This window comes from Bacillus cereus group sp. MG1, assembly GCF_040460035.1.
In the GTDB taxonomy this organism is placed as follows: Bacteria; Bacillota; Bacilli; order Bacillales; family Bacillaceae_G; genus Bacillus_A; species Bacillus_A cereus.
The window spans coordinates 1,945,672-1,964,735 of the sequence record NZ_JARVGY010000001.1 but is presented as its reverse complement, the minus strand read 5'-3'; the positions used below and the strand labels follow the sequence as shown (position 1 = coordinate 1,964,735).

Here is a 19,064-nt window from a genome sequence, read left to right as displayed (position 1 = left end):
AGTAGAGGATTTATTTCTTCTACTGTTTTTTGCGTCTTATATTGGAATAATCCCAATTACAATGCCAGTAATCAACATCACCATTGTCGTTCCAACTGCCCACAATAAAGTAAAACGTTGATGTTCACCAAAATCAACTTTTGCCATCCCAACTAATAAATAAGTGGAAGCGACAAGAGGACTTAATAAGTGAACGGGTTGCCCAAGTAAGGAAGCACGTCCCATTTCAGCTGCACTAATTCCGTAAGTAGCAGCAGCCTTAGTTAAAATAGGTAATACCCCAAAGTAAAATGCATCATTGGACATGAAAAATGTGAATGGCATACTGAGAAGAGCTGTAATAATTGGCAATTGTGGTCCAAGTGCATCTGGTATAAGAGTTACTACACTGTTAGCCATTGCATCTACCATTTTTGTTCCAGATAAAATACCAGTGAAAATACCGGCAGCAAATACGAGAGAAACAACTGCTAATACATTCCCTGCATGAGAAGCAATACGTTCTTTCTGTTGTTCTAAGTTTGGATAGTTAATCATAACAGCAATAGCAAAAGCGACTGTAAATAAAACAGGTAACGGCATAACTTCTAGTATGAGACAGACAAGTAATGTAGCGGTTAATAAAAAGTTAATCCATAGAAGTTTAGGACGTTTATGCACTGCGGCTTCGACAGTTGCAGCTTGCTCATCCATTGTTTGCATTTGTTTTAAATACTGTACATCCATAATTCTTAAACGTTTTCTTTCTTTTTTTCCAAGATAGTAAGCAACGAAAACAACCCAAATTGCACCAGCAATCATTCCTGGAATAAGAGGTGTAAATAATTCAGAAGCCTCAAGTCCAAGTGCGCTCATAACACGAGCTGTGGGTCCACCCCAAGGTGTAAGATTTGTTACCCCCGCCCCTAACATAACAACTCCAGCTAATATGAGGGGGTTCATTCCAAGGCGCTTATATAGTGGATACATTGCGGAAACTGTAATCATGTATGTTGTTGTACCGTCACCATCTAGAGAAACGATAATAGTCAATATAGCTGTTCCGACAACGATTTTTAAAGGATCTCCTTTTACAAATTTTAAAATCTTACTAATGACAGGATCGAATAAACCGCTATCAATCATAATCCCAAAATATAAAATAGCGAACATAAGCATAATACCAGTAGGTGCTAATTTTTGAATTCCCTCTAACATCATAGGCCCCATATTGGCATAGAATCCGCCAATTAATGCAAAAACACTCGGAATTAATATTAATGCTACTAGCGCTGACATACGTTTCGTCATAATTAAAAACATAAAGACAAATACCATCGCAAATCCAAGTAGTGCTAACATGTAATTTCCCCCTCAAAAGAATGATTGCGCTTTCAAAATAGAATAAAAATTCAGAAAAAGGTTTTTTATTTATAATAAAAGCATCTATTCAAATGGTAAATAATTTGAAAAATAACATCATTAGAAGCATAATTTTTATTTTGTTCATTTTGTTCATGGTAGTTAATTTGAATTTTTAAAAAGTAAGCTGCTCCTCGTAAGAATGGTAGAATAAGATGAAAATAGTGAAGTGTGAAATAGGGAGTAGATGTTATATGAAAACGAGAATTGAAGAGATTTATAGCTCTTATGAAGGAAAAGTAGAGGAGATTTTTATTAATGAATCTTCTTACGTATATGAATGGGAGAAATTACTGATGATCCGAAAAAATGACGGTGAGCTTAAAAAAATTGCAGTCGGGATTAGTGGAAATATAAGATTGGTAAATGTAGAAGTTGGACAGGAAATTAGTGAGGATACATTATTAGTTAAATTAGAAGATGATTTATTAATTACAGGTTGTGAGTGATGAGAGATGTGTAGAAATAACTACACATCTTTTTTTGTTTCCTATATTACAAAAAGCACATTGTTTTTTCACAAATCTCACACAACCTTTTGGTATTCTTTTCGTGGAGTATACGGTTTCTAGGGAGGAATATTGATGAAAGTAAAATATGTCGTACTTGCTATATGTTTATGTTTCGTATTTACGGTAGTCGGGTGTGGGAAAAAGGAAACAGCAGCTGTTGCCATTGATGAGAAACATGATAAATGTGATATTTGTCAAATTGGGGTAACAGATAATCAATTTGCAACAGAAATTATTTTAGAAAATGGAAAAGCGTTAAAGTTTGATGATATCGGTTGTATGTATAAATGGATGGAGATCAACTCAGGTGAAAAGACGAAAGAGAAATTTGTTCGAGATTATGATTCGAAAGATTGGATTTCGTTAGAAGACGCTACTTACGTATATGATAAAACAATAACGACACCGATGGCTTATAATGTCATTTCATTTAAAAATAAAAAAGATGCAGAGAGCTTTGTATCTAACTATAAGGGGAAAGTTCTTTCATATAAAGAGCTAGCAGAGCATAAATGGGAAATGAATAAAGAGATGATGGGGAAACCGAAAGCAGGAAATCATGGTGGACATCATTAATAATAGAAAAAGACAACTATATAGTTGTCTTTTTCTATTATTAATCAGGTGCAAATATAGAAAAGGTGTAAAATTTTTAGAAGAACGGTTACAATGGAATATAGTAACCTAAAGCAATCATTTATCCCGCATTAACGGGCAATAAGATCCCCACCTCAAAATTTAGTGAAAGCAAAGAAGTTAGGTGGAGTCGGGCTGCCCGTAAAAGCCCGATTGGTGTGGGCTAATAATTAGTGGTGGATGAACAAAACCCCCACTAATTAAAGTTTCACTTTATGTACTTTTTAGAAATGTATACAAATGCGGTAAAAACGTGCTAAACTAATTGCTTCATAATGTTAATGATGGGGCCATCAGGCGTATCATTTCAATAGGTTGAGAAACATAGTATAAGCTTAAGATAATCCGATTAAAGAAGGAATATAAAGGGCTTATGGATAAATGTACTCAAGAAGAGTTATTGTATGTGATGGAGGAATGGTTAAGAAAACATTATCTTTCATAGGAGCTGTAGTTGTGAGAAAACAAAAAATTTTATTATGTATTTTATTAGGACTTTTAATGACGGTAGTGGCTTGCGATAAGCAAGAAGAACCAGAATCGAAACCGGTTCATGTGAAAAATGAAAAGAAAAAAGAGAAGCATAAAGAACAGGAAGAATCTAAAGAAGAGAAAAGTATAAATTTAATGGACAAACAGTTGTTACTTTCAGCTACCCTTGGAGATACAGAGACAGCTATGAAGTTGATTCAGGATGGAGCGAATATAAACGTAGAAGGTGACAACGGAGAAACGCCTGTCCTTGCAGCGACGTACCAAAATCATGTAGAGACAGTTAAAGCATTAATTGGTGCAGGTGCTAATATTGAAATTAAAGATGAGAAAAAAAGTAATCCACTTCTTTATGCAAGTAGAGAAGGATATACGGATATTGTAAAAGTATTAATTAATGCAGGAGTTAATACGAAAGAAACGACTAGGTCAGGTGGGACAGCACTTATTTCTGCATCTGAGCGTGGCCATGTAGAGGTTGTTAAAGAATTATTAGAGCATACAGATATTGATGTGAATTATACAAATGAACGTGGTGGAACAGCGTTATTAGAAGCAATTGTATTAGGAAATGGTAGTGAAAACCATAAGAAAGTAATTCAATTGCTTATTGATCACGGTGCAGATGTAAACATGGCTAACAAGGAACATCTGACGCCACTGCAATACGCTGAAAAAAGAGGTTTTAAAGATATTGTAAATATGTTGAGGGTAGCTGGAGCGAATGAAGTAGTACAGCCACAACAGCCAGTAGAGTAAAAAACGAAAAATAATCCCATTTAGATAGACAGAATGAAGAAATCAGTTAGTATGATGGATTCAGTAATGTGTATTTGAATGGGATTTTTATTTTGAATATGAAAAATAGATTATGAATGGATGGTAAATGGAGTAAATAAGGAGGCAACCTTATTTGGCAATTGTAAAAAATGAAAAGGTAGTTTCTGTTTGTTGCAGTGCCAGAAGTACGCCCGTAGCTGCTGAGGCAAGTGTGGAAACTTTAGCGGAGTTTCAAGGGAACGGATATGGTACTGATGGTGTTACAGCCTGGGCGATATCAATAAAAGAAGAAAAAAGCATTCCACTTTATAGTACTTCTTGGAATAATTATGCTTCACAAGCCGTTGCGAGAAAACTAAAACTTATTAACTATGGAATGAATTTACATATCACTTAAATTTTAAAGATAGTTGTTTGCCGTTGGGATTTATTTGTATATCTAGATTAATATTAAGAAAATATGGTGAATATTAACATTTGATTAACACCTAATTAACAATCTATCAAAACTGACTTAATAAATGCGTAATATAGTAAAGGTAACAAAATAAATAGGGTAGAGAACATTTGAGAACACCCACTTACATATAATGTGCCACTTTCTTAGGTGTGCTCTATTCCCTAGAGTTCAAATAAGGAGAAAGGCGTTCTATGTAAGTAGGTGTTTTTAGTTTGGATAAAAATAGAACAGTTAGGTGGAAAAATGTTTAAAGAACCTTATATTGCGATGATAAAGGATTGGAAAGGATACAAAGCATACAAAAAATTGCCGAAAAAAGTTTTTCTTATGACTGGTTCAATGCTGGAATTACCAGAGCGTGTATATGAATTGCAGAAACATGGACATGATGTATTTCTTCATTGTGATTTTATACAAGGCTTAAATACGAATACAGAGGAAGCGCTTTTGTATATTCAAGATGTTATCGGGGCACAAGGTATTATTTCAACAAAGGGTTCAACAATTCGAAATGCTAATAAAATTGGATTGAAAACAATTCAACGTATTTTTATTGTAGATACTTTATCCCTTACTAAATCAATTGAAAATTGTAAAACGACTAAACCAAATGCAGTAGAGATTATGCCGGGGATTATGCCTTCTATAATTAAACAGCTAGTAGAGGAAATAGAGTTTCCTATTATTGCAGGTGGGCTGATTCAAACGCGAGAAGATGCGGAAATTGCAATTCATGCAGGAGCAAGTGCGATTTCAACAAGTCATTATGAAGTATGGATACAAGAAGAAAAAAGGAGTGCAACCTTGTGATTGAATTGAAAAATGTTTCAAAGGTATATAAAAATGCAGAAGAGACAGCGGTTAAAGGCGTATCGGTTCATATTAAGAAGGGTGAATTTTTTGTTTTAGTTGGACCTTCGGGATGCGGGAAAAGCACATTATTACGAATGATCGCTGGCTTAGAAGAGATTTCTTCAGGAGATTTAATTATTAATGAACGTGTTGCAAATGATCTAGAGCCGAAAGACCGTAATCTATCAATGGTATTTCAAAATTATGCATTATATCCACACTTATCTGTAGAAGAAAATATTTTATTTGGACTTAAGGTAAGAAAAGTACAAAAAGAAGAGCGACAAAAGCGATTAATGGAAGCCATTGAAATGGTAGGACTGAAAGAGTATGTGAAAATGAAACCAGGCCAATTATCAGGCGGACAAAGACAGCGTGTTGCACTTGCCAGGGCAATTGTGAGTCAAGCACCAATCTGTTTAATGGATGAACCACTTTCGAATTTGGATGCGAAATTACGTGCGCAAATGAGAATTGAAATTAGAGAAATTCAGCAGCGATTAGGAATTACGATGATTTACGTTACCCACGATCAAATAGAAGCGATGACTATGGGAGATCGTATCATGGTTTTAAATAAAGGAAGTATACAGCAAGTTGGAACACCACTTGACATATATAACGAACCAGCAAACGAATTTGTTGCAAGCTTTATAGGTTCTCCTTCTATGAATATAAATGATGGGGAAGTAAATAAAGAAAAAGGTGTATTACATATAGGGCAATTGCAAATTCCATTATCTATTAGACAGTTAAAGCAATTACCAGAAGGAACAATTCGCATAGGCATGCGTCCTGAGCATATTGCACTGTCTGAGGAGGGACAAGAAGTGACGTTGCAATCTGTAGAAGTATTAGGGAATGAATCTATATTGAACTTTGCGGTAAATGGAACAACTTGGAGTGCGAAAGTCATCGGACAGTTACTCTTGAACAAAGGTGACAAAGTAAAATTATTATTCTCGCAAGAAAAGTTATGCTTCTTTAATGAAAACACGAATGAACGCTTAAAAGTGGTAGCTGAAGAAGAGTTGAAAGTGGTGGCGAAATAATGATCGAAGTAAGTAAGTTACCAGTTCAAACAAAGGTGTCAAAAAAGAAAAAATTATGGGGGAGAACGAAAGATTTAAGAATAGGATTATTGTTTTTGGCGCCATCTATTTTGTTATTTTCGATTTTTTTGTTCTATCCATTGTTTAGGACAATTTACTATAGCTTTTATTTAACCGATATACATGGGGAAGCTAATCTTTTCGTTGGCTTAGAAAATTATCAATACTTATTCTCTGATCCAGCCTTCTACAAAAGTATAAAATCAACTTTATTATTTGTTTTATATACAGTGCCTACGAGTATTATATTTGCTTTGTTTCTTGCATTGATTGCAAATGGAAAAGTAAGAGGTATTGGGTTATTCCGAGTTCTGTTTTCTTCGACGATGGGAATATCAGTAGCTGCTAGTGCAGTGATTTGGCTATTTTTATTTCATCCAAGTGTAGGATTATTTAATAATATATTAGCCTCTATGAACCTTCCTGCAATCGCATGGTTAACGAGTCCGGACTGGGCACTATTCTCTGTATCAGTTACAACAGTTTGGGTGAATACAGGTTTTGCATTTTTAGTTATATTAGGTGGTTTACAAAATATCGATACGTCGTTATATGAGAGTGCATCTATAGATGGTGCTAGTTATTTATATAAACTTCGCCGTGTTACATTACCGATGCTATCACCAACTTTATTCTTTATTGTAACAGTAACATTAATTAGTGCGTTCCAAAGCTTTGGACAAATTGATATTTTAACGCACGGTGGACCAAATGATGCAACGAATTTGATTGTGTACTCGATTTACAAAGAGGCGTTTGTGAATCATCAATTTGGAACAGCAAGTGCACAAGCAATGGTATTATTTGTTTTCATTTTTCTTGCTACATTACTTCAATTTAAGTTTGCTGAGAGAAAGGTGCATTATAAATGATTGTTAAACAGTGGAAACAAAATTTCCTATTATACATGCTGCTCATTATTAGTGCAGTAATGGTATTTTTTCCTGTACTGTATGCATTTTTAATAAGTTTTATGACACCAGACGATATTCAAATGAGAAGGTTATTTCCGACCCAGTTTACTTTTGATAATTTCATTAATATTTTTCAAAAAGTACCACTTTTTACATACTTATATAACAGTTTAATTGTATCGACAGTCGTTATGATTGGACAACTTATCGTATCAAGTTTAGCAGCTTATGCTTTTGTTTTTCTTCAGTTTAAAGGGAGAAACTTAATTTTCTTCCTGTTTATTTCAACGATGCTGATTCCGTGGGAAGCAACGATGGTGCCTAACTTTTTAACGATTCAAAACTTTGGCTGGATCAATAGTTTCGCCGGGATGACAGTGCCGTTTTTTGCAACAGCTTTCGGTATTTTCTTGTTACGTCAACATTTTATGACACTTCCGAATGAACTAAAAGAAGCTGCGTTTATTGAAGGGATTGGAAATATAAGATTTCTATTCAGCGTTGTAATTCCGTATTGTAAAACGAGTTTTATTACGCTTGGAGTATATAGCTTTTTAACAACATGGAATATGTATTTATGGCCACTTTTAGTGACCACTGATGAAAAAGTAAGAACAGTGCAAATCGGTGTGAAGCAGCTTCAGTCTCAAGAAGTTGCAACTGATTGGGGAAGCGTAATGGCCGGTGTTACGGTTATCGTTATTCCAACATTGATTTTACTATTTTTAGGGCAAAAGCAATTACAACAAGGATTAACAAAAGTTGCAATTAAATAACTAAGAGAAGGTGAGATTTAAATGAGTCTAGTTAAAAAAGGTGCTGCTCTATTAATGGCAGCAACAATGGCATTATCTAGTGCCGCTTGTTCAAATAGTAAAACAGAAGGAAAACCTGAAGCACAGGCAAAAGTAGCACCAGTTGAAAAAAATGGTGATAAAACTGTAATTCGCTTCTGGCATGCGATGGGTGGAAAAACACAAGGAGTACTAGATGGTCTTGTTGCAGACTATAATAAGTCACAAAATAAATATGAGATAAAGGCAGAGTTCCAAGGAACATATGAAGAGTCTTTAACGAAATTTAGAACGATGTCTGCAACGAAAGAAGCGCCAGCTCTAGTTCAATCGAGTGAAATTACAACGAAATATATGATTGATAGTAAAAAAATCACACCAATTGATAGCTGGATAAAAAAAGATAAGTACGATACGTCAAAATTAGAAAAAGCAATTACAAATTATTATTCAGTTGATGGAAAAATGTATTCTATGCCATTTAATTCATCTACACCAGTATTAATTTATAATAAAGATGCTTTCGCAAAGGCGGGCTTAGATCCAGAGAAAGCTCCGAAAACATATGCGGAATTACAAGAAGCAGCGAAAAAGTTAACGATTAAAGAAGGCGGAAATGTAAAACAATATGGATTCTCCATGCTTAACTACGGTTGGTTCTTTGAAGAATTGTTAGCGACACAAGGTGCTTTATATGTAGATAACGAAAACGGCCGTAAGGATGCTGCAAAAAAGGCGGTATTTAACGGTAAAGAAGGACAGAAAGTATTTGGAATGTTAGATGATTTAAATAAAGCTGGCGCACTTGGAAAGTATGGAGCAAGTTGGGATGATATTCGTGCCGCGTTCCAGTCTGGACAAGTTGCTATGTATTTAGATTCTTCAGCAGGTGTTCGTGATTTAATTGATGCATCTAAGTTTAATGTAGGTGTTTCATATATTCCGTATCCAGAGGATTCGAAACAAAATGGTGTTGTTATTGGTGGAGCATCATTATGGATGACGAATATGGTTTCAGAAGAAACGCAACAAGGTGCTTGGGACTTTATGAAATATTTAACGAAGCCAGACGTACAAGCAAAATGGCATACTGCAACAGGCTATTTCTCAATTAATCCAGATGCATATAATGAGCCATTAGTAAAAGAGCAATATGAAAAATACCCACAGTTGAAAGTAACAGTAGATCAACTGCAAGCAACGAAGCAATCTCCAGCAACACAAGGTGCTTTAATTAGTGTATTCCCAGAATCAAGAGATGCAGTTGTAAAAGCATTAGAAGCGATGTATGACGGGAAGAATAGTAAAGAAGCGTTAGATGAAGCTGCCAAAGCAACAGATAGAGCAATTAGCATTTCAGCTCGTACGAGTCAAAAATAAGAGAAAGCCGTATCCTTAAAAGGGATACGGCTTTCTTTATAGGGAGATAAGGGATCAAAGAAATGATGAAGTCTTATCTCTTTTATATGAGTAAAGGGTCTAGAGTAAATGTTGTCCTTTTCATTATTTATTTAACTCCATTGTGACTTGTTTACCATTTACGAAAACCTCTACTACCGCTACTACAACTTCCATTACTTTTTTCATCTCTCATCTCTCCTTGTTTTTTGTTTCATTTCTTACTTTCAGTATAAGGAAATACAGTAATTACAACTATCGAATTGGATGACAAGAGACTTACATCGTTGTAAGGATAATCATTTTATTTGTAATAAATGTGATTTTAGATTTGAGTTCAGAAATTTCTGCCGTTTTGAACTATAATTAGAAAGAGGGGGGATAATATGAAAAGAATTCTTGTTATTAGTGATATTCATGGAGAGATAAAAAAGTTTGAACAGTTATTGGAAGAAGCTCAATATGATGCGAAACAGGATCAATTAATCTTACTGGGAGATTATGTAGATCGTGGTCCAAATGCGCGTGCTGTAATTGAAAAGGTAAGAGAATTGAAAGAAGAGGGAGCACTCATTTTAAAGGGAAATCATGAAGATATGATGATTAAGGCGTTAACGACAAATGAGGAACATTCATGGAACCATTGGGTAAAAAGAAATGGTGGAGATAAGACATTATATAGCTATGGATTTGTAGAAGAAGATATTGCGGTTAATGAGAAAGACTTCCAAAAACCGATTTTACACTCCCGTGTATTAGAGGAACATATAAAGTTTATTCAAGAATTAGATCATTACATTGAAACAGAAGAGTATATATTTGTACATGCTGGGGTTGAACCGATGAAACGAGTTTCTGAATCTGAACCATATACGTTAATGTGGATCCGTAATGAATTTCATAATGGATATAGCGGTGAAAAGGTTGTTGTATTTGGGCATACGGAAACAAAAACGCTTCATGGTAGTGAGGAGTGCGGAGTGTATTTTGGTAGTAATCGTATTATTGGAATTGATGGCGGGGCTGTGTACGGTGGTCAGCTAAATTGTTTGGAATTGCCGAGTAAAAAGGTATATGTAATAAAAAATTGAAAGAGATAAGAGGAATCTTATTTCTTTCAATTTTTTATTAAGCTAAATTTAAGACAAAGTTTTTATAATAAAACTTCAAAATTTTAGAAGGAAATAGTTAAAAATGAAAATACGTAATGTAACTACATTCTTTTGTTATGAAGAGAAGAAATGTAATAATAAATAGAATTGAACTATTTGATGGAAGGTGAGAGCATGCGCTTACTTGTAGTAGAAGATAATGCCTCGTTATTAGAGTCTATCGTACAAATTTTGCGTGATGAATTTGAAGTAGATACGGCAATAAATGGAGAAGATGGATTGTTTTTAGCGCTTCAAAATATATATGATGCAATTTTGCTGGATGTGATGATGCCAGGGATGGATGGATTTGAAGTAATTCAAAAAATACGTGATGAAAAGATTGAAACACCAGTCCTGTTTTTGACAGCGAGAGATTCTTTAGAAGATCGGGTGAAGGGATTGGATTTTGGTGGAGATGACTATATCGTTAAGCCATTTCAGGCCCCTGAATTAAAAGCGAGAATTCGCGCTTTACTACGCAGAAGTGGTAGTTTAACAACGCAGCAAACGATTCGTTATAAAGGGATTGAATTGTTCGGAAAAGATAAAGACGTTCAAGTAGATGGACAAAGTATTAAGTTGACATTGAAACAATATGAGCTACTAGAGTATCTCATTCAAAATAGCGGGAAGATTTTAATGCGTGAACAAATTTTTGATCGTGTTTGGGGATTTGATTCAGATACGACAGTAGCCATTGTGGAAGTGTATGTGCATCATTTGCGTAAAAAATTAGAACCATTCGGTTATCAGAAAGATATTCAAACTGTTCGAGGTATTGGATATATATTAAAAGAACAATGAAAAAGGGAAGTATGTTTCAAAAGACACGCATTCGTTTGACTATAGTGAATTCATTAGTATTTATCCTATTAATAGGTATATTAGGTAGTATTATTTATTCATACACATATAAGCGTATTTATAATGAAGTGGATCAATCTATAAAAATGATGGCTCAGTATAGAGAAAAATTAGATGTTAAAATACCACCAAGAAAACGTATGGAGAATATCCAAATTGGAGATCCGCGAGTAACTAGAATAACTTGGAATGGGAAAATAGTGAAAATAGAGGGCGATAATCGTAAATTCCGTTCAATTTTTGAAGAGAATTTGGAAAAGTTTTCTCCGGAAAAAATAGGGGAGTTACAAGATATCAAAGTACAAGGACGATATTTTAGAGCATCTTCGCTTCAAAAAGATGGAGAAATAGTTCAAATCGTGCGAGATATAACAGCGGAAGAAGGAATGTTAAATACTTTATTTTTAATCCTCGTTATAGGTTGTAGCATAGGAAGTTTATGTGCGATAGGTATCGGCTTTTTCCTAGCTGGCAGAGCACTCGTACCTATTCAAAATTCATGGGAGAAACAGCAGCAATTCGTTTCTGATGCATCACATGAACTAAGGACACCGCTTGCAGTTATTCAATCAAAAACGGATGTGTTATTTCAGTCACCATCCGCTACGATAGAAGAAAAAGCGATGGATATTTCTACAATTTCAAAAGAATGTAGGCGGTTATCAAAACTCGTTAGTAATTTATTATTACTAGCACGTTCTGATTCTAATCAAATTGAGATGGATAAAAAAACATTTGAACTTGATAAATTGTTAGAAGAAATAGTAGCTCCATATAAAGAGATTGCTTCTTATCAAGAAAAAGAAATGATACTAAAAGTAGAACGTGACGTATCTTTTATGGCTGATAGAGAGCGGATTCATCAAATGATGGTCATACTGTTAGATAATGCGATGAAGTATACAAACGAAGGCGGGCATATTCAAATTGATTGCACGCAGACGAGTAGTTCGATTCGCATACAGGTGAAAGATGACGGGATAGGAGTGAAAGAAGAAGATATTCCGAAATTATTTGATCGTTTTTATCAAGGGGATAGAGCAAGAAGTACGTCAGAAGGAGCTGGATTAGGTCTTTCAATCGCAAATTGGATTGTAGAAAAGCATTACGGAAAAATATCAGTAGAGAGCAAATGGGGAGATGGCACTTGTTTTGAAGTGATTTTCCCTAAAAACCAAAAAATATAAGTAAGAAGACGATCTTGTTTTTACAAGGTCGTCTTTTTTTAAGACAAAGTTAAGAAACTATTTATATTATATATGGCATGAAGAAAGTTCGTTACATGAAGAAGAGACTAGGTGTATGTGAGTGGGGTTTATCAATCATAATGTTATCTCAAGCAGCGATGAGATGTATGTATAGTATTAAAAAAACTAGGGGAATGATGGGAAAGAAAGTATAAGAGGGAGGAATTAATTTTGAAAAAGAAAATGATGACGGTATTCACTATTGGAGTAATGAGCTTAAGTATATTAGGGGGTGCCTCTCCTTCTGAAACATCAAAAGGAAAGACAGATTACACACAACGTAGTAAAGAACAATTAAATAATGGAAAGATACATGCTGTGCATACAGAAGAAAAGGCAGAGAATCTAGGTATTGAAACGGAAGGGAAAGAACAAATTACGTTAGAAAAAGAAATTCATGAGACAGAAGTAGGAAGAGAAGCGAAGCAGCTAGGAATTTCGATTGAAGGAAAAGATGTTGGGACGCTGTCAGAAGAAATCTATGAAACAAAAGTAAAGCAAGAAGCGTTAAAACTAGGCATATCTATAGAAAATACATCAATTGTAAATTTAATTAATCAAATTAATACGATTAAAATTAATGATGAAGCGGATAAATTAGGTATTTCGACAAATGGAAAAGAAATAGAGGACATTGCAGAAGAAATCTATGGAACGAAGGTAAGAGAGGAAGCAGGGAAGTTAGGTATTTCACCAAAAGGAAAAGAGATAGAAGTGTTAGCACAAGAGGTGTACGAACAAAAAGTGCAGGAAGAAGCAAAAAAATATCATATTGATTTATATGGGAAAGATATATATCAAGTATTAAGAGAAATTAATGAACAAAAGGTGCTACAATTGGCAGATGAGCTTAATATGGATAAAGCGAACATGAATATTCAAGAGCTAACAGAAAAAATAAAAAAAGATCAACCTGAGAGAGAAAAAGAACTAAATTTTGTACCAGTGATTCGAACGGATGCTGACGCATTTTATTCTTATTTAACGAACTAAAAAGGGCGTGAGAGTGATACGGAGGTTTAAGTGGTATATATGTATAGCATTACTAGCTATAGCGGTATGGAGTGTATATACAAATGGAATTACAAAGTATGGGGAGAAGTGGACATTCTTCAATATACAAAACGGGAAAGAACCGGAATTTAGTAATAATGATGAAAAGGTCATTTTATCAAGTGTACCATTAATTCAGCAACTACCAGAGCTAGATAGAGGCTGTGAAGTGACAAGCTTAGCGATGATGTTACAATACGCTGGTGTTTCAGTGGATAAGATGACATTAGCAAATGAAATAAAAAAAGTTGATTTTATAGACGATGGTGTGCGCGGGAATCCAAATGAAGGATTTGTAGGTAATATTTATACATTTTCTGAATCGGGATATGGTGTATATCATGGGCCACTTTTTCAGTTAGCGGAAAAATATTTACCTAATAAAGCTGTAGACTTAACAGGGAAGAATATAGAAGAAATTTATAAGAGGATAAAAGCAGGGCAACCTGTAGTCATGATCACAAATGCAACATTTGCACCATTAGATGCAGCTGAATTTACTACATGGGAAACAAATAGTGGAGATGTTTCTATTACGTATAATGAACATTGTGTTGTACTTATTGGATATGATCAGGAATTTGTATATATTCGAGATCCACTTGAGGATAGCTTAGATGTAAAAGTACCGAGAGAAACCTTTGAACAGGCATGGGTACAAATGGGAAGTCAGGCAATTAGTTATGTAAAGAGCGTCAAATAAATTAGGACGAAGAGTTTTAGTAATATGACTATAAGGCGAAGGGTAAAGATTTAAGGATTATAAGAGAAGTTTTATAGAGTAGAAGCTGTTAAGAAATAAGAGAACTTTAGCATATATAATGCTAAAGTTCTCTTATTTTTATGATTAAAATACGTATAAGGAGTGGATATGCAAAAATGCATAATTGACGAAAAATTTACATGTTATCATTATATATTGTTTTATGCATGTTAATTGTATAAAATGACACAAGTATCCACATTACATAAAGGAGGCTTATTATGCAAAAAATATTTAACTGGGTTAAATGTATGAGTATCAATAAAAAATTAATCATTTCATTCTTTATTATTTTAACTATACCAGGAATTATTATTGGTGGTGTTTCATATCAAACTGCCAAAACAAATTTTGAACATCAAATGACAGCTAAAGCAAAGGAGAATATTTCGATTTTAAATACTGTTATTTCTCAAAATATAGAAGAGAAATTTGTTGATGCGACGTACTTTGCAGACATCTTAACAGAAGATACATATCTAAATGGACAGGAAGAAATAGTAAGAACGAAGCTAGCGCAATATATAAAACTTCATCCAGAAGTAGAAGGTATTTATATTGGAACAGAGACGGGAAAGTTTATAAGAGAACCATTTATCCAAATGGCTGATGGATACAATCCAAGAGATAGATCTTGGTATAAAGAAGCACATGAAAATAAAGGGAAAGTAATTGTTACTTCACCATATCAATCAGCATCTACCAAAAATATGGTAGTGACAATTGCTAAAGAAGTAAAAGATGGTAAAGGTGTTATAGGAATTAACTTAAATTTAGATAACATCTTAAAAATTTCCAAAATGATTAATATTGGTGAAAAAGGTTATGCAGTTATTTTAGATCAAAATAAGCAAATTGTTAGTCATCCATCTAGAAAACCAGGTGCAAAAGTTACTGATCCTTGGATTAAACCAATTTATGAAGAAAAACAAGGAAATGTGTCTTATACAGAACAAGATGATAAAAAGAATTTAATCTTTGCAACAAATGAGAAAACAGGCTGGAAAGTAGTTGGTGTTATGTTCGATGAAGAAATTAACCAAGCTGCCAATCCAGTGTTTTATAAGACTTTGATTGTCATTGCTATTGCTATTGCATTTGGTAGTATATTAATTTATTTCATTACAAAGTCTATTACAGGGCCATTACGAAAAATAGCTGAATCGGCATATAAAATTAGTAAGGGAGATTTAACAGAGAAAATTACAATCCATTCCAAGGATGACATAGGGAAATTAGGGAATTCATTTAATGAAATGTCTATGTCTTTACAAGATGTTATTACCCAAATTAGCTTTTCAGCAGAACATGTTGCAGCATCGGCTGAAGAGTTAACAGCGAGCGTACAGCAAGCAAATGATGCGACAGATCAAATTACAATTGCGATGGAACAAGTATCAGGTGGGGCTGAGTCACAAAGTCAAGGTGTTGAAGAAGGTGCGGCTACATTACAACAAGTAAATACAGCAATTCAAGATGTAACTGGAAGCGCAGAGTCAATTTCTATTTCCTCATTACATGCCCGTGAAAGAGCTGAAGAGGGAGAAGATTTAGTTGAACAAACCGCAAAACAAATGCAGTCTATTTCTAGGTCGGTATCCGAGTCAGATGCTATTATTAAACTTCTTGATGAGAAATCAAAGCAAGTAGGAGCTATTTCTGAAGCAATTCAAAACATTGCAACTCAAACAAACTTATTAGCTTTAAATGCGGCTATTGAAGCAGCAAGAGCAGGTGAACAGGGACGAGGATTTGCTATTGTAGCAGATGAGGTTAGAAAATTAGCAGAGCAATCAGGAGAGTCATCTGGAGAGATTGCAAATTTAATTGCAGAAATTAAGGCGGATATTGAACATACTGTTAAGGCGATGGATAATGTGAATGGAGAAGTTCAACAAGGCCTTGATGTTGTAACAAAAACGAAAGTAAGTTTTACGGAAATTTTAAGTTCTACTACACATATTGTTTCTCAAGTTAATCAAATGGTAGAAACAACGAAGAGAATTGCTGGAGATGCAAATGAAGTGACAAATGCTATTGATGAAATTGCAGCTGCTGCAGAAGAAAATACAGCTAGTATGCAAAGTGTTGCAGCTTCAACAGAAGAACAGGTTAATTCCATGGAGGAAATTAGTTCAGCTTCGCAAAACTTAGCTGAGATGGCAGAAGAACTACAAGCGATGACTAGTAAATTTAAAGTATAATAACAGCAGATAAGTAAGGTGAAAATAATATCACCTTACTTATTTTTCTATTCAGCAATTAGGGGAGTCATTAACAGGATGAAAAAAAGAAAAAGACTATGGAATTTATGGAAAACGATTACATTGTTAGTTTGTACAGTTGTAATTTTTTCTTTACTTGTGACAGATATATTAATTAGTCATAATGTAGAACGGACGACGGAGGATAGCCAAGCAGAGAAAGCAAAAACAATTGCACACATTGTGGCGAATGATTCGATTGTAATCGATGGTTTGGTTGGGAAAGCAGATACCTCTGCAATCCAAACGTATACAAATAGAATATTACAAAACACAGGTGTTCAATTTATTGTAGTTATGGACATGAATGGAATAAGAAAGTCACATCCAAATCCTCAAAAAATAGGGCATCATTTTATTGGGGGAGATGAAGGGCCTGCATTGAAAGGAAAAGAACATGTATCGTTAGCAGAAGGAACTTTAGGTATTTCCATGCGAGTGTTTGTACCAATATTTTCTGAAACAGGTGAACAACTTGGAGCAGTGGCTGTTGGTATTTCAGCAGATAATGTAAAAGAGAGAGTTAAGGAAAGTAGACATATTATTTATATTGGTGTCGGAGTGGGTGTATTAGTCGGAATTATAGGAGCAATATTGCTAGCTAGACATATAAAGAAAAGTTTATTCGGTCTTGAGCCGCACAGGATAGCAAAAATTCTTGAAGAAAGAAATACGATGCTACAATCTGTAAAGGAAGGTATTATTGCTGTAGATAAAGAGGCTAGAGTAACGTTAATTAATAATGAAGCGAAACGTCTATTTAAAAAAAGCGGACTTGAAGAAGATTTTATCGGTAAAGATGTTGAGTTGTATATGCCAAATTCACGTATAAAAGAAGTATTGCAAACGGGAGAAGTACAATTAAACGAAGAACAAAATATTTATGGAATTACGATTGTGACAAATCGAGTTCCTTTATATGTAAAAGGAGAAATAGTTGGTGCAATTGCAACATTTCGTGATAAAACAGAGATTAGAAAACTAGCAGAGGAACTAACTGGTATTAGACTATATGCAGAAGCATTACGGGCACAATCTCATGAGTTTATGAATAAGATGCATGTCGTATTAGGGCTTACACATATGAAACAGTATGAAGAATTACAGAAGTATATAAGCGGCATGGTATCAGAGCATCAATATGAAATTGGTGGAGTTATGAAAAGAATAAAAAGTCCAGTATTTGCTGGTTTTTTACTAGGTAAGCTCAGCTATGCTAGAGAGAAAAATATAAAATTAATTATAAGTGAAGATTCTTACATGCCGGAAATAGATGTTGAAAGTATTACTCATGAACTTATTACGATTGTCGGAAATTTAATTGATAATGCATTAGAGGCAGTTACGAATTGTGAAAAGAAGCGAGTTGAAGTTAAGATACAACATGGGGATATACTAACTATTACAGTGCAAGATACAGGAAAAGGTATACAAGAAAAAGAAATAGAGGAATTATTTACGAAAGGTTATTCCACAAAGGGAGATAACCGCGGTTATGGTTTGTATCTTGTAAAAGAAAGTATACAGCGAATAAATGGGGAAATTCATATGCATTCATTAGTAGGAAAGGGAACAACGATAACGATTGAAATACCTAAAGGTAGGGATGAGAGGCAAATATGATTAAAGTTTTAATTGTAGAAGATGACCCGATGGTAGCAATGTTAAATACGCATTATTTAGAGCAAGTAGGAGGATTTGAACTTGTTCAAGCAGTTAACTCAGTAAAGTCAGCGATAGAAATATTAGAGAAATCACGAGTAGATTTAGTATTACTTGATATTTTTATGCCTGAAGAGACTGGTTTTGAGCTTTTAATGTATATCCGGAACCAAGAAAAAGAAAGCGATATTATAATGATTTCAGCTGTACATGATATGGGAAGTATAAAAAAAGCATTACAATATGGCGTAGTAGATTATTTAATTAAACCATTTACATTTGAACGATTTAAAAAGGCATTAACTATATATCGAGAAAAACTTACTTTCATGAAAGAACAACAAAAAATTAGTCAATCGGAATTAGATTCATTAATTTTACAAAAAGAAAAAAGAGAGCCTACTGTGACGAAAGAGCTTCCAAAAGGGTTAACGAAGCAAACGTTGCAATTAATTTGGCAGAAGATCGAGTCTCTGAATGGAAGAGTATTTACAACAGATGAAATGGCACAATTAGTTGGAATTTCAAGAGTTTCTATTCGAAAATATGTAATGTTTCTGACTGACATTGGGGTGTTAGAAAACGAAATGATGTACCAACATGTGGGAAGACCTGTAAGTAAATTAAGATGTGTTGATCAAAAGAAAATAGAGTTTTACGTATAAGCGACTTAACATAAGTCGCTTATACTTTTTTTAATTACAAA

The 19,064-nt window shown here is 34.2% G+C and carries 17 protein-coding genes and 1 pseudogene; 17 read left to right on the top strand and 1 reads right to left on the bottom strand.

The window, feature by feature from the left end; genetic code table 11:
• Positions 1-36 precede the first annotated feature (36 nt).
• Complete coding sequence (locus QCI79_RS10180; RefSeq protein ID WP_021728384.1) at positions 37-1,341, bottom strand: CitMHS family transporter; 1,305 nt, start codon at positions 1,339-1,341, stop codon at positions 37-39.
• Positions 1,342-1,595: 254 nt separating this feature from the next.
• On the opposite strand from QCI79_RS10180, the gene QCI79_RS10175 reads away from it, so the two are divergent.
• The 17 genes and pseudogenes from QCI79_RS10175 (at position 1,596) to QCI79_RS10095 (ending at position 19,023) form a co-directional block, all read left to right on the top strand.
• The gene (locus QCI79_RS10175; RefSeq protein WP_000857377.1) at positions 1,596-1,850 is read left to right on the top strand and encodes a hypothetical protein; all 255 of its coding nucleotides are present in this window, start codon (positions 1,596-1,598) and stop codon (positions 1,848-1,850) included.
• A gap of 135 nt (positions 1,851-1,985) precedes the next feature.
• Complete coding sequence (locus tag QCI79_RS10170; protein ID WP_000865666.1) at positions 1,986-2,489, top strand: nitrous oxide reductase accessory protein NosL; 504 nt, start codon at positions 1,986-1,988, stop codon at positions 2,487-2,489.
• A 441-nt stretch (positions 2,490-2,930) separates the two neighbouring features.
• Complete coding sequence (locus QCI79_RS10165; protein ID WP_000287338.1) at positions 2,931-3,800, top strand: ankyrin repeat domain-containing protein; 870 nt, start codon at positions 2,931-2,933, stop codon at positions 3,798-3,800.
• Positions 3,801-3,942: 142 nt separating this feature from the next.
• A pseudogene (locus QCI79_RS10160) lies at positions 3,943-4,218 on the top strand (GNAT family N-acetyltransferase); the annotation flags it as partial.
• Positions 4,219-4,524: 306 nt separating this feature from the next.
• The gene (locus tag QCI79_RS10155; RefSeq protein ID WP_002100736.1) at positions 4,525-5,091 is read left to right on the top strand and encodes a glycerol-3-phosphate responsive antiterminator; all 567 of its coding nucleotides are present in this window, start codon (positions 4,525-4,527) and stop codon (positions 5,089-5,091) included.
• Positions 5,088-6,185, top strand: a complete 1,098-nt coding sequence (locus tag QCI79_RS10150) for an ABC transporter ATP-binding protein (RefSeq protein ID WP_000571387.1) — start codon at positions 5,088-5,090, stop codon at positions 6,183-6,185. Before QCI79_RS10155 ends, QCI79_RS10150 begins: the two co-directional genes overlap by 4 nt.
• On the top strand, positions 6,185-7,117 hold the full coding sequence (locus tag QCI79_RS10145; protein WP_000573803.1) for a carbohydrate ABC transporter permease: 933 nt from the start codon (positions 6,185-6,187) through the stop codon (positions 7,115-7,117). The genes QCI79_RS10150 and QCI79_RS10145 overlap by 1 nt, the downstream gene beginning before the upstream one ends.
• Positions 7,114-7,935 carry a carbohydrate ABC transporter permease gene (locus QCI79_RS10140; protein WP_021728385.1) on the top strand — a complete coding sequence of 274 codons (822 nt, stop codon included), beginning with the start codon at positions 7,114-7,116 and terminating at the stop codon, positions 7,933-7,935. Before QCI79_RS10145 ends, QCI79_RS10140 begins: the two co-directional genes overlap by 4 nt.
• A 21-nt stretch (positions 7,936-7,956) precedes the next feature.
• Complete coding sequence (locus QCI79_RS10135) at positions 7,957-9,333, top strand: ABC transporter substrate-binding protein (RefSeq protein WP_000060579.1); 1,377 nt, start codon at positions 7,957-7,959, stop codon at positions 9,331-9,333.
• A gap of 404 nt (positions 9,334-9,737) precedes the next feature.
• Positions 9,738-10,442: a metallophosphoesterase family protein gene (locus QCI79_RS10130; RefSeq protein ID WP_000821994.1), complete on the top strand. Its 705-nt coding sequence runs from the start codon at positions 9,738-9,740 to the stop codon at positions 10,440-10,442.
• 195 nt (positions 10,443-10,637) lie between these two features.
• Positions 10,638-11,309: a response regulator transcription factor gene (locus tag QCI79_RS10125; protein WP_001238623.1), complete on the top strand. Its 672-nt coding sequence runs from the start codon at positions 10,638-10,640 to the stop codon at positions 11,307-11,309.
• Positions 11,306-12,556, top strand: a complete 1,251-nt coding sequence (locus QCI79_RS10120) for a sensor histidine kinase (protein ID WP_021728386.1) — start codon at positions 11,306-11,308, stop codon at positions 12,554-12,556. Before QCI79_RS10125 ends, QCI79_RS10120 begins: the two co-directional genes overlap by 4 nt.
• Before the next feature lie 231 nt (positions 12,557-12,787).
• Positions 12,788-13,609: a hypothetical protein gene (locus QCI79_RS10115; protein ID WP_000728596.1), complete on the top strand. Its 822-nt coding sequence runs from the start codon at positions 12,788-12,790 to the stop codon at positions 13,607-13,609.
• A gap of 13 nt (positions 13,610-13,622) precedes the next feature.
• The gene (locus QCI79_RS10110) at positions 13,623-14,372 is read left to right on the top strand and encodes a C39 family peptidase (RefSeq protein ID WP_000621163.1); all 750 of its coding nucleotides are present in this window, start codon (positions 13,623-13,625) and stop codon (positions 14,370-14,372) included.
• A 281-nt stretch (positions 14,373-14,653) separates the two neighbouring features.
• Entirely contained in the window at positions 14,654-16,636 is a 1,983-nt protein-coding gene (locus tag QCI79_RS10105; RefSeq protein WP_001169205.1) for a methyl-accepting chemotaxis protein, read from the top strand.
• Positions 16,637-16,714: 78 nt separating this feature from the next.
• Positions 16,715-18,319, top strand: coding sequence for a sensor histidine kinase (locus QCI79_RS10100; protein WP_000746423.1), 1,605 nt, complete (start codon positions 16,715-16,717; stop codon positions 18,317-18,319).
• A complete protein-coding gene (locus QCI79_RS10095; RefSeq protein WP_000598669.1) occupies positions 18,316-19,023 on the top strand; it encodes a response regulator in 708 nt (235 codons plus the stop codon). Before QCI79_RS10100 ends, QCI79_RS10095 begins: the two co-directional genes overlap by 4 nt.
• The last annotated feature ends 41 nt before the right edge of the window (positions 19,024-19,064 follow it).

Coding starts and splice junctions, on each gene's coding strand:
- QCI79_RS10105 (WP_001169205.1), top strand. CDS start 14,654: ATGCAAAAAATATTTAACTGGGTTAAATGTATGAGTATCAATAAAAAA.
- QCI79_RS10170 (WP_000865666.1), top strand. CDS start 1,986: ATGAAAGTAAAATATGTCGTACTTGCTATATGTTTATGTTTCGTATTT.
- QCI79_RS10135 (WP_000060579.1), top strand. CDS start 7,957: ATGAGTCTAGTTAAAAAAGGTGCTGCTCTATTAATGGCAGCAACAATG.
- QCI79_RS10165 (WP_000287338.1), top strand. CDS start 2,931: ATGTACTCAAGAAGAGTTATTGTATGTGATGGAGGAATGGTTAAGAAA.
- QCI79_RS10125 (WP_001238623.1), top strand. CDS start 10,638: ATGCGCTTACTTGTAGTAGAAGATAATGCCTCGTTATTAGAGTCTATC.
- QCI79_RS10140 (WP_021728385.1), top strand. CDS start 7,114: ATGATTGTTAAACAGTGGAAACAAAATTTCCTATTATACATGCTGCTC.
- QCI79_RS10095 (WP_000598669.1), top strand. CDS start 18,316: ATGATTAAAGTTTTAATTGTAGAAGATGACCCGATGGTAGCAATGTTA.
- QCI79_RS10175 (WP_000857377.1), top strand. CDS start 1,596: ATGAAAACGAGAATTGAAGAGATTTATAGCTCTTATGAAGGAAAAGTA.
- QCI79_RS10180 (WP_021728384.1), bottom strand. CDS start 1,341: ATGTTAGCACTACTTGGATTTGCGATGGTATTTGTCTTTATGTTTTTA.
- QCI79_RS10120 (WP_021728386.1), top strand. CDS start 11,306: ATGAAAAAGGGAAGTATGTTTCAAAAGACACGCATTCGTTTGACTATA.
- QCI79_RS10100 (WP_000746423.1), top strand. CDS start 16,715: ATGAAAAAAAGAAAAAGACTATGGAATTTATGGAAAACGATTACATTG.
- QCI79_RS10145 (WP_000573803.1), top strand. CDS start 6,185: ATGATCGAAGTAAGTAAGTTACCAGTTCAAACAAAGGTGTCAAAAAAG.
- QCI79_RS10130 (WP_000821994.1), top strand. CDS start 9,738: ATGAAAAGAATTCTTGTTATTAGTGATATTCATGGAGAGATAAAAAAG.
- QCI79_RS10155 (WP_002100736.1), top strand. CDS start 4,525: ATGTTTAAAGAACCTTATATTGCGATGATAAAGGATTGGAAAGGATAC.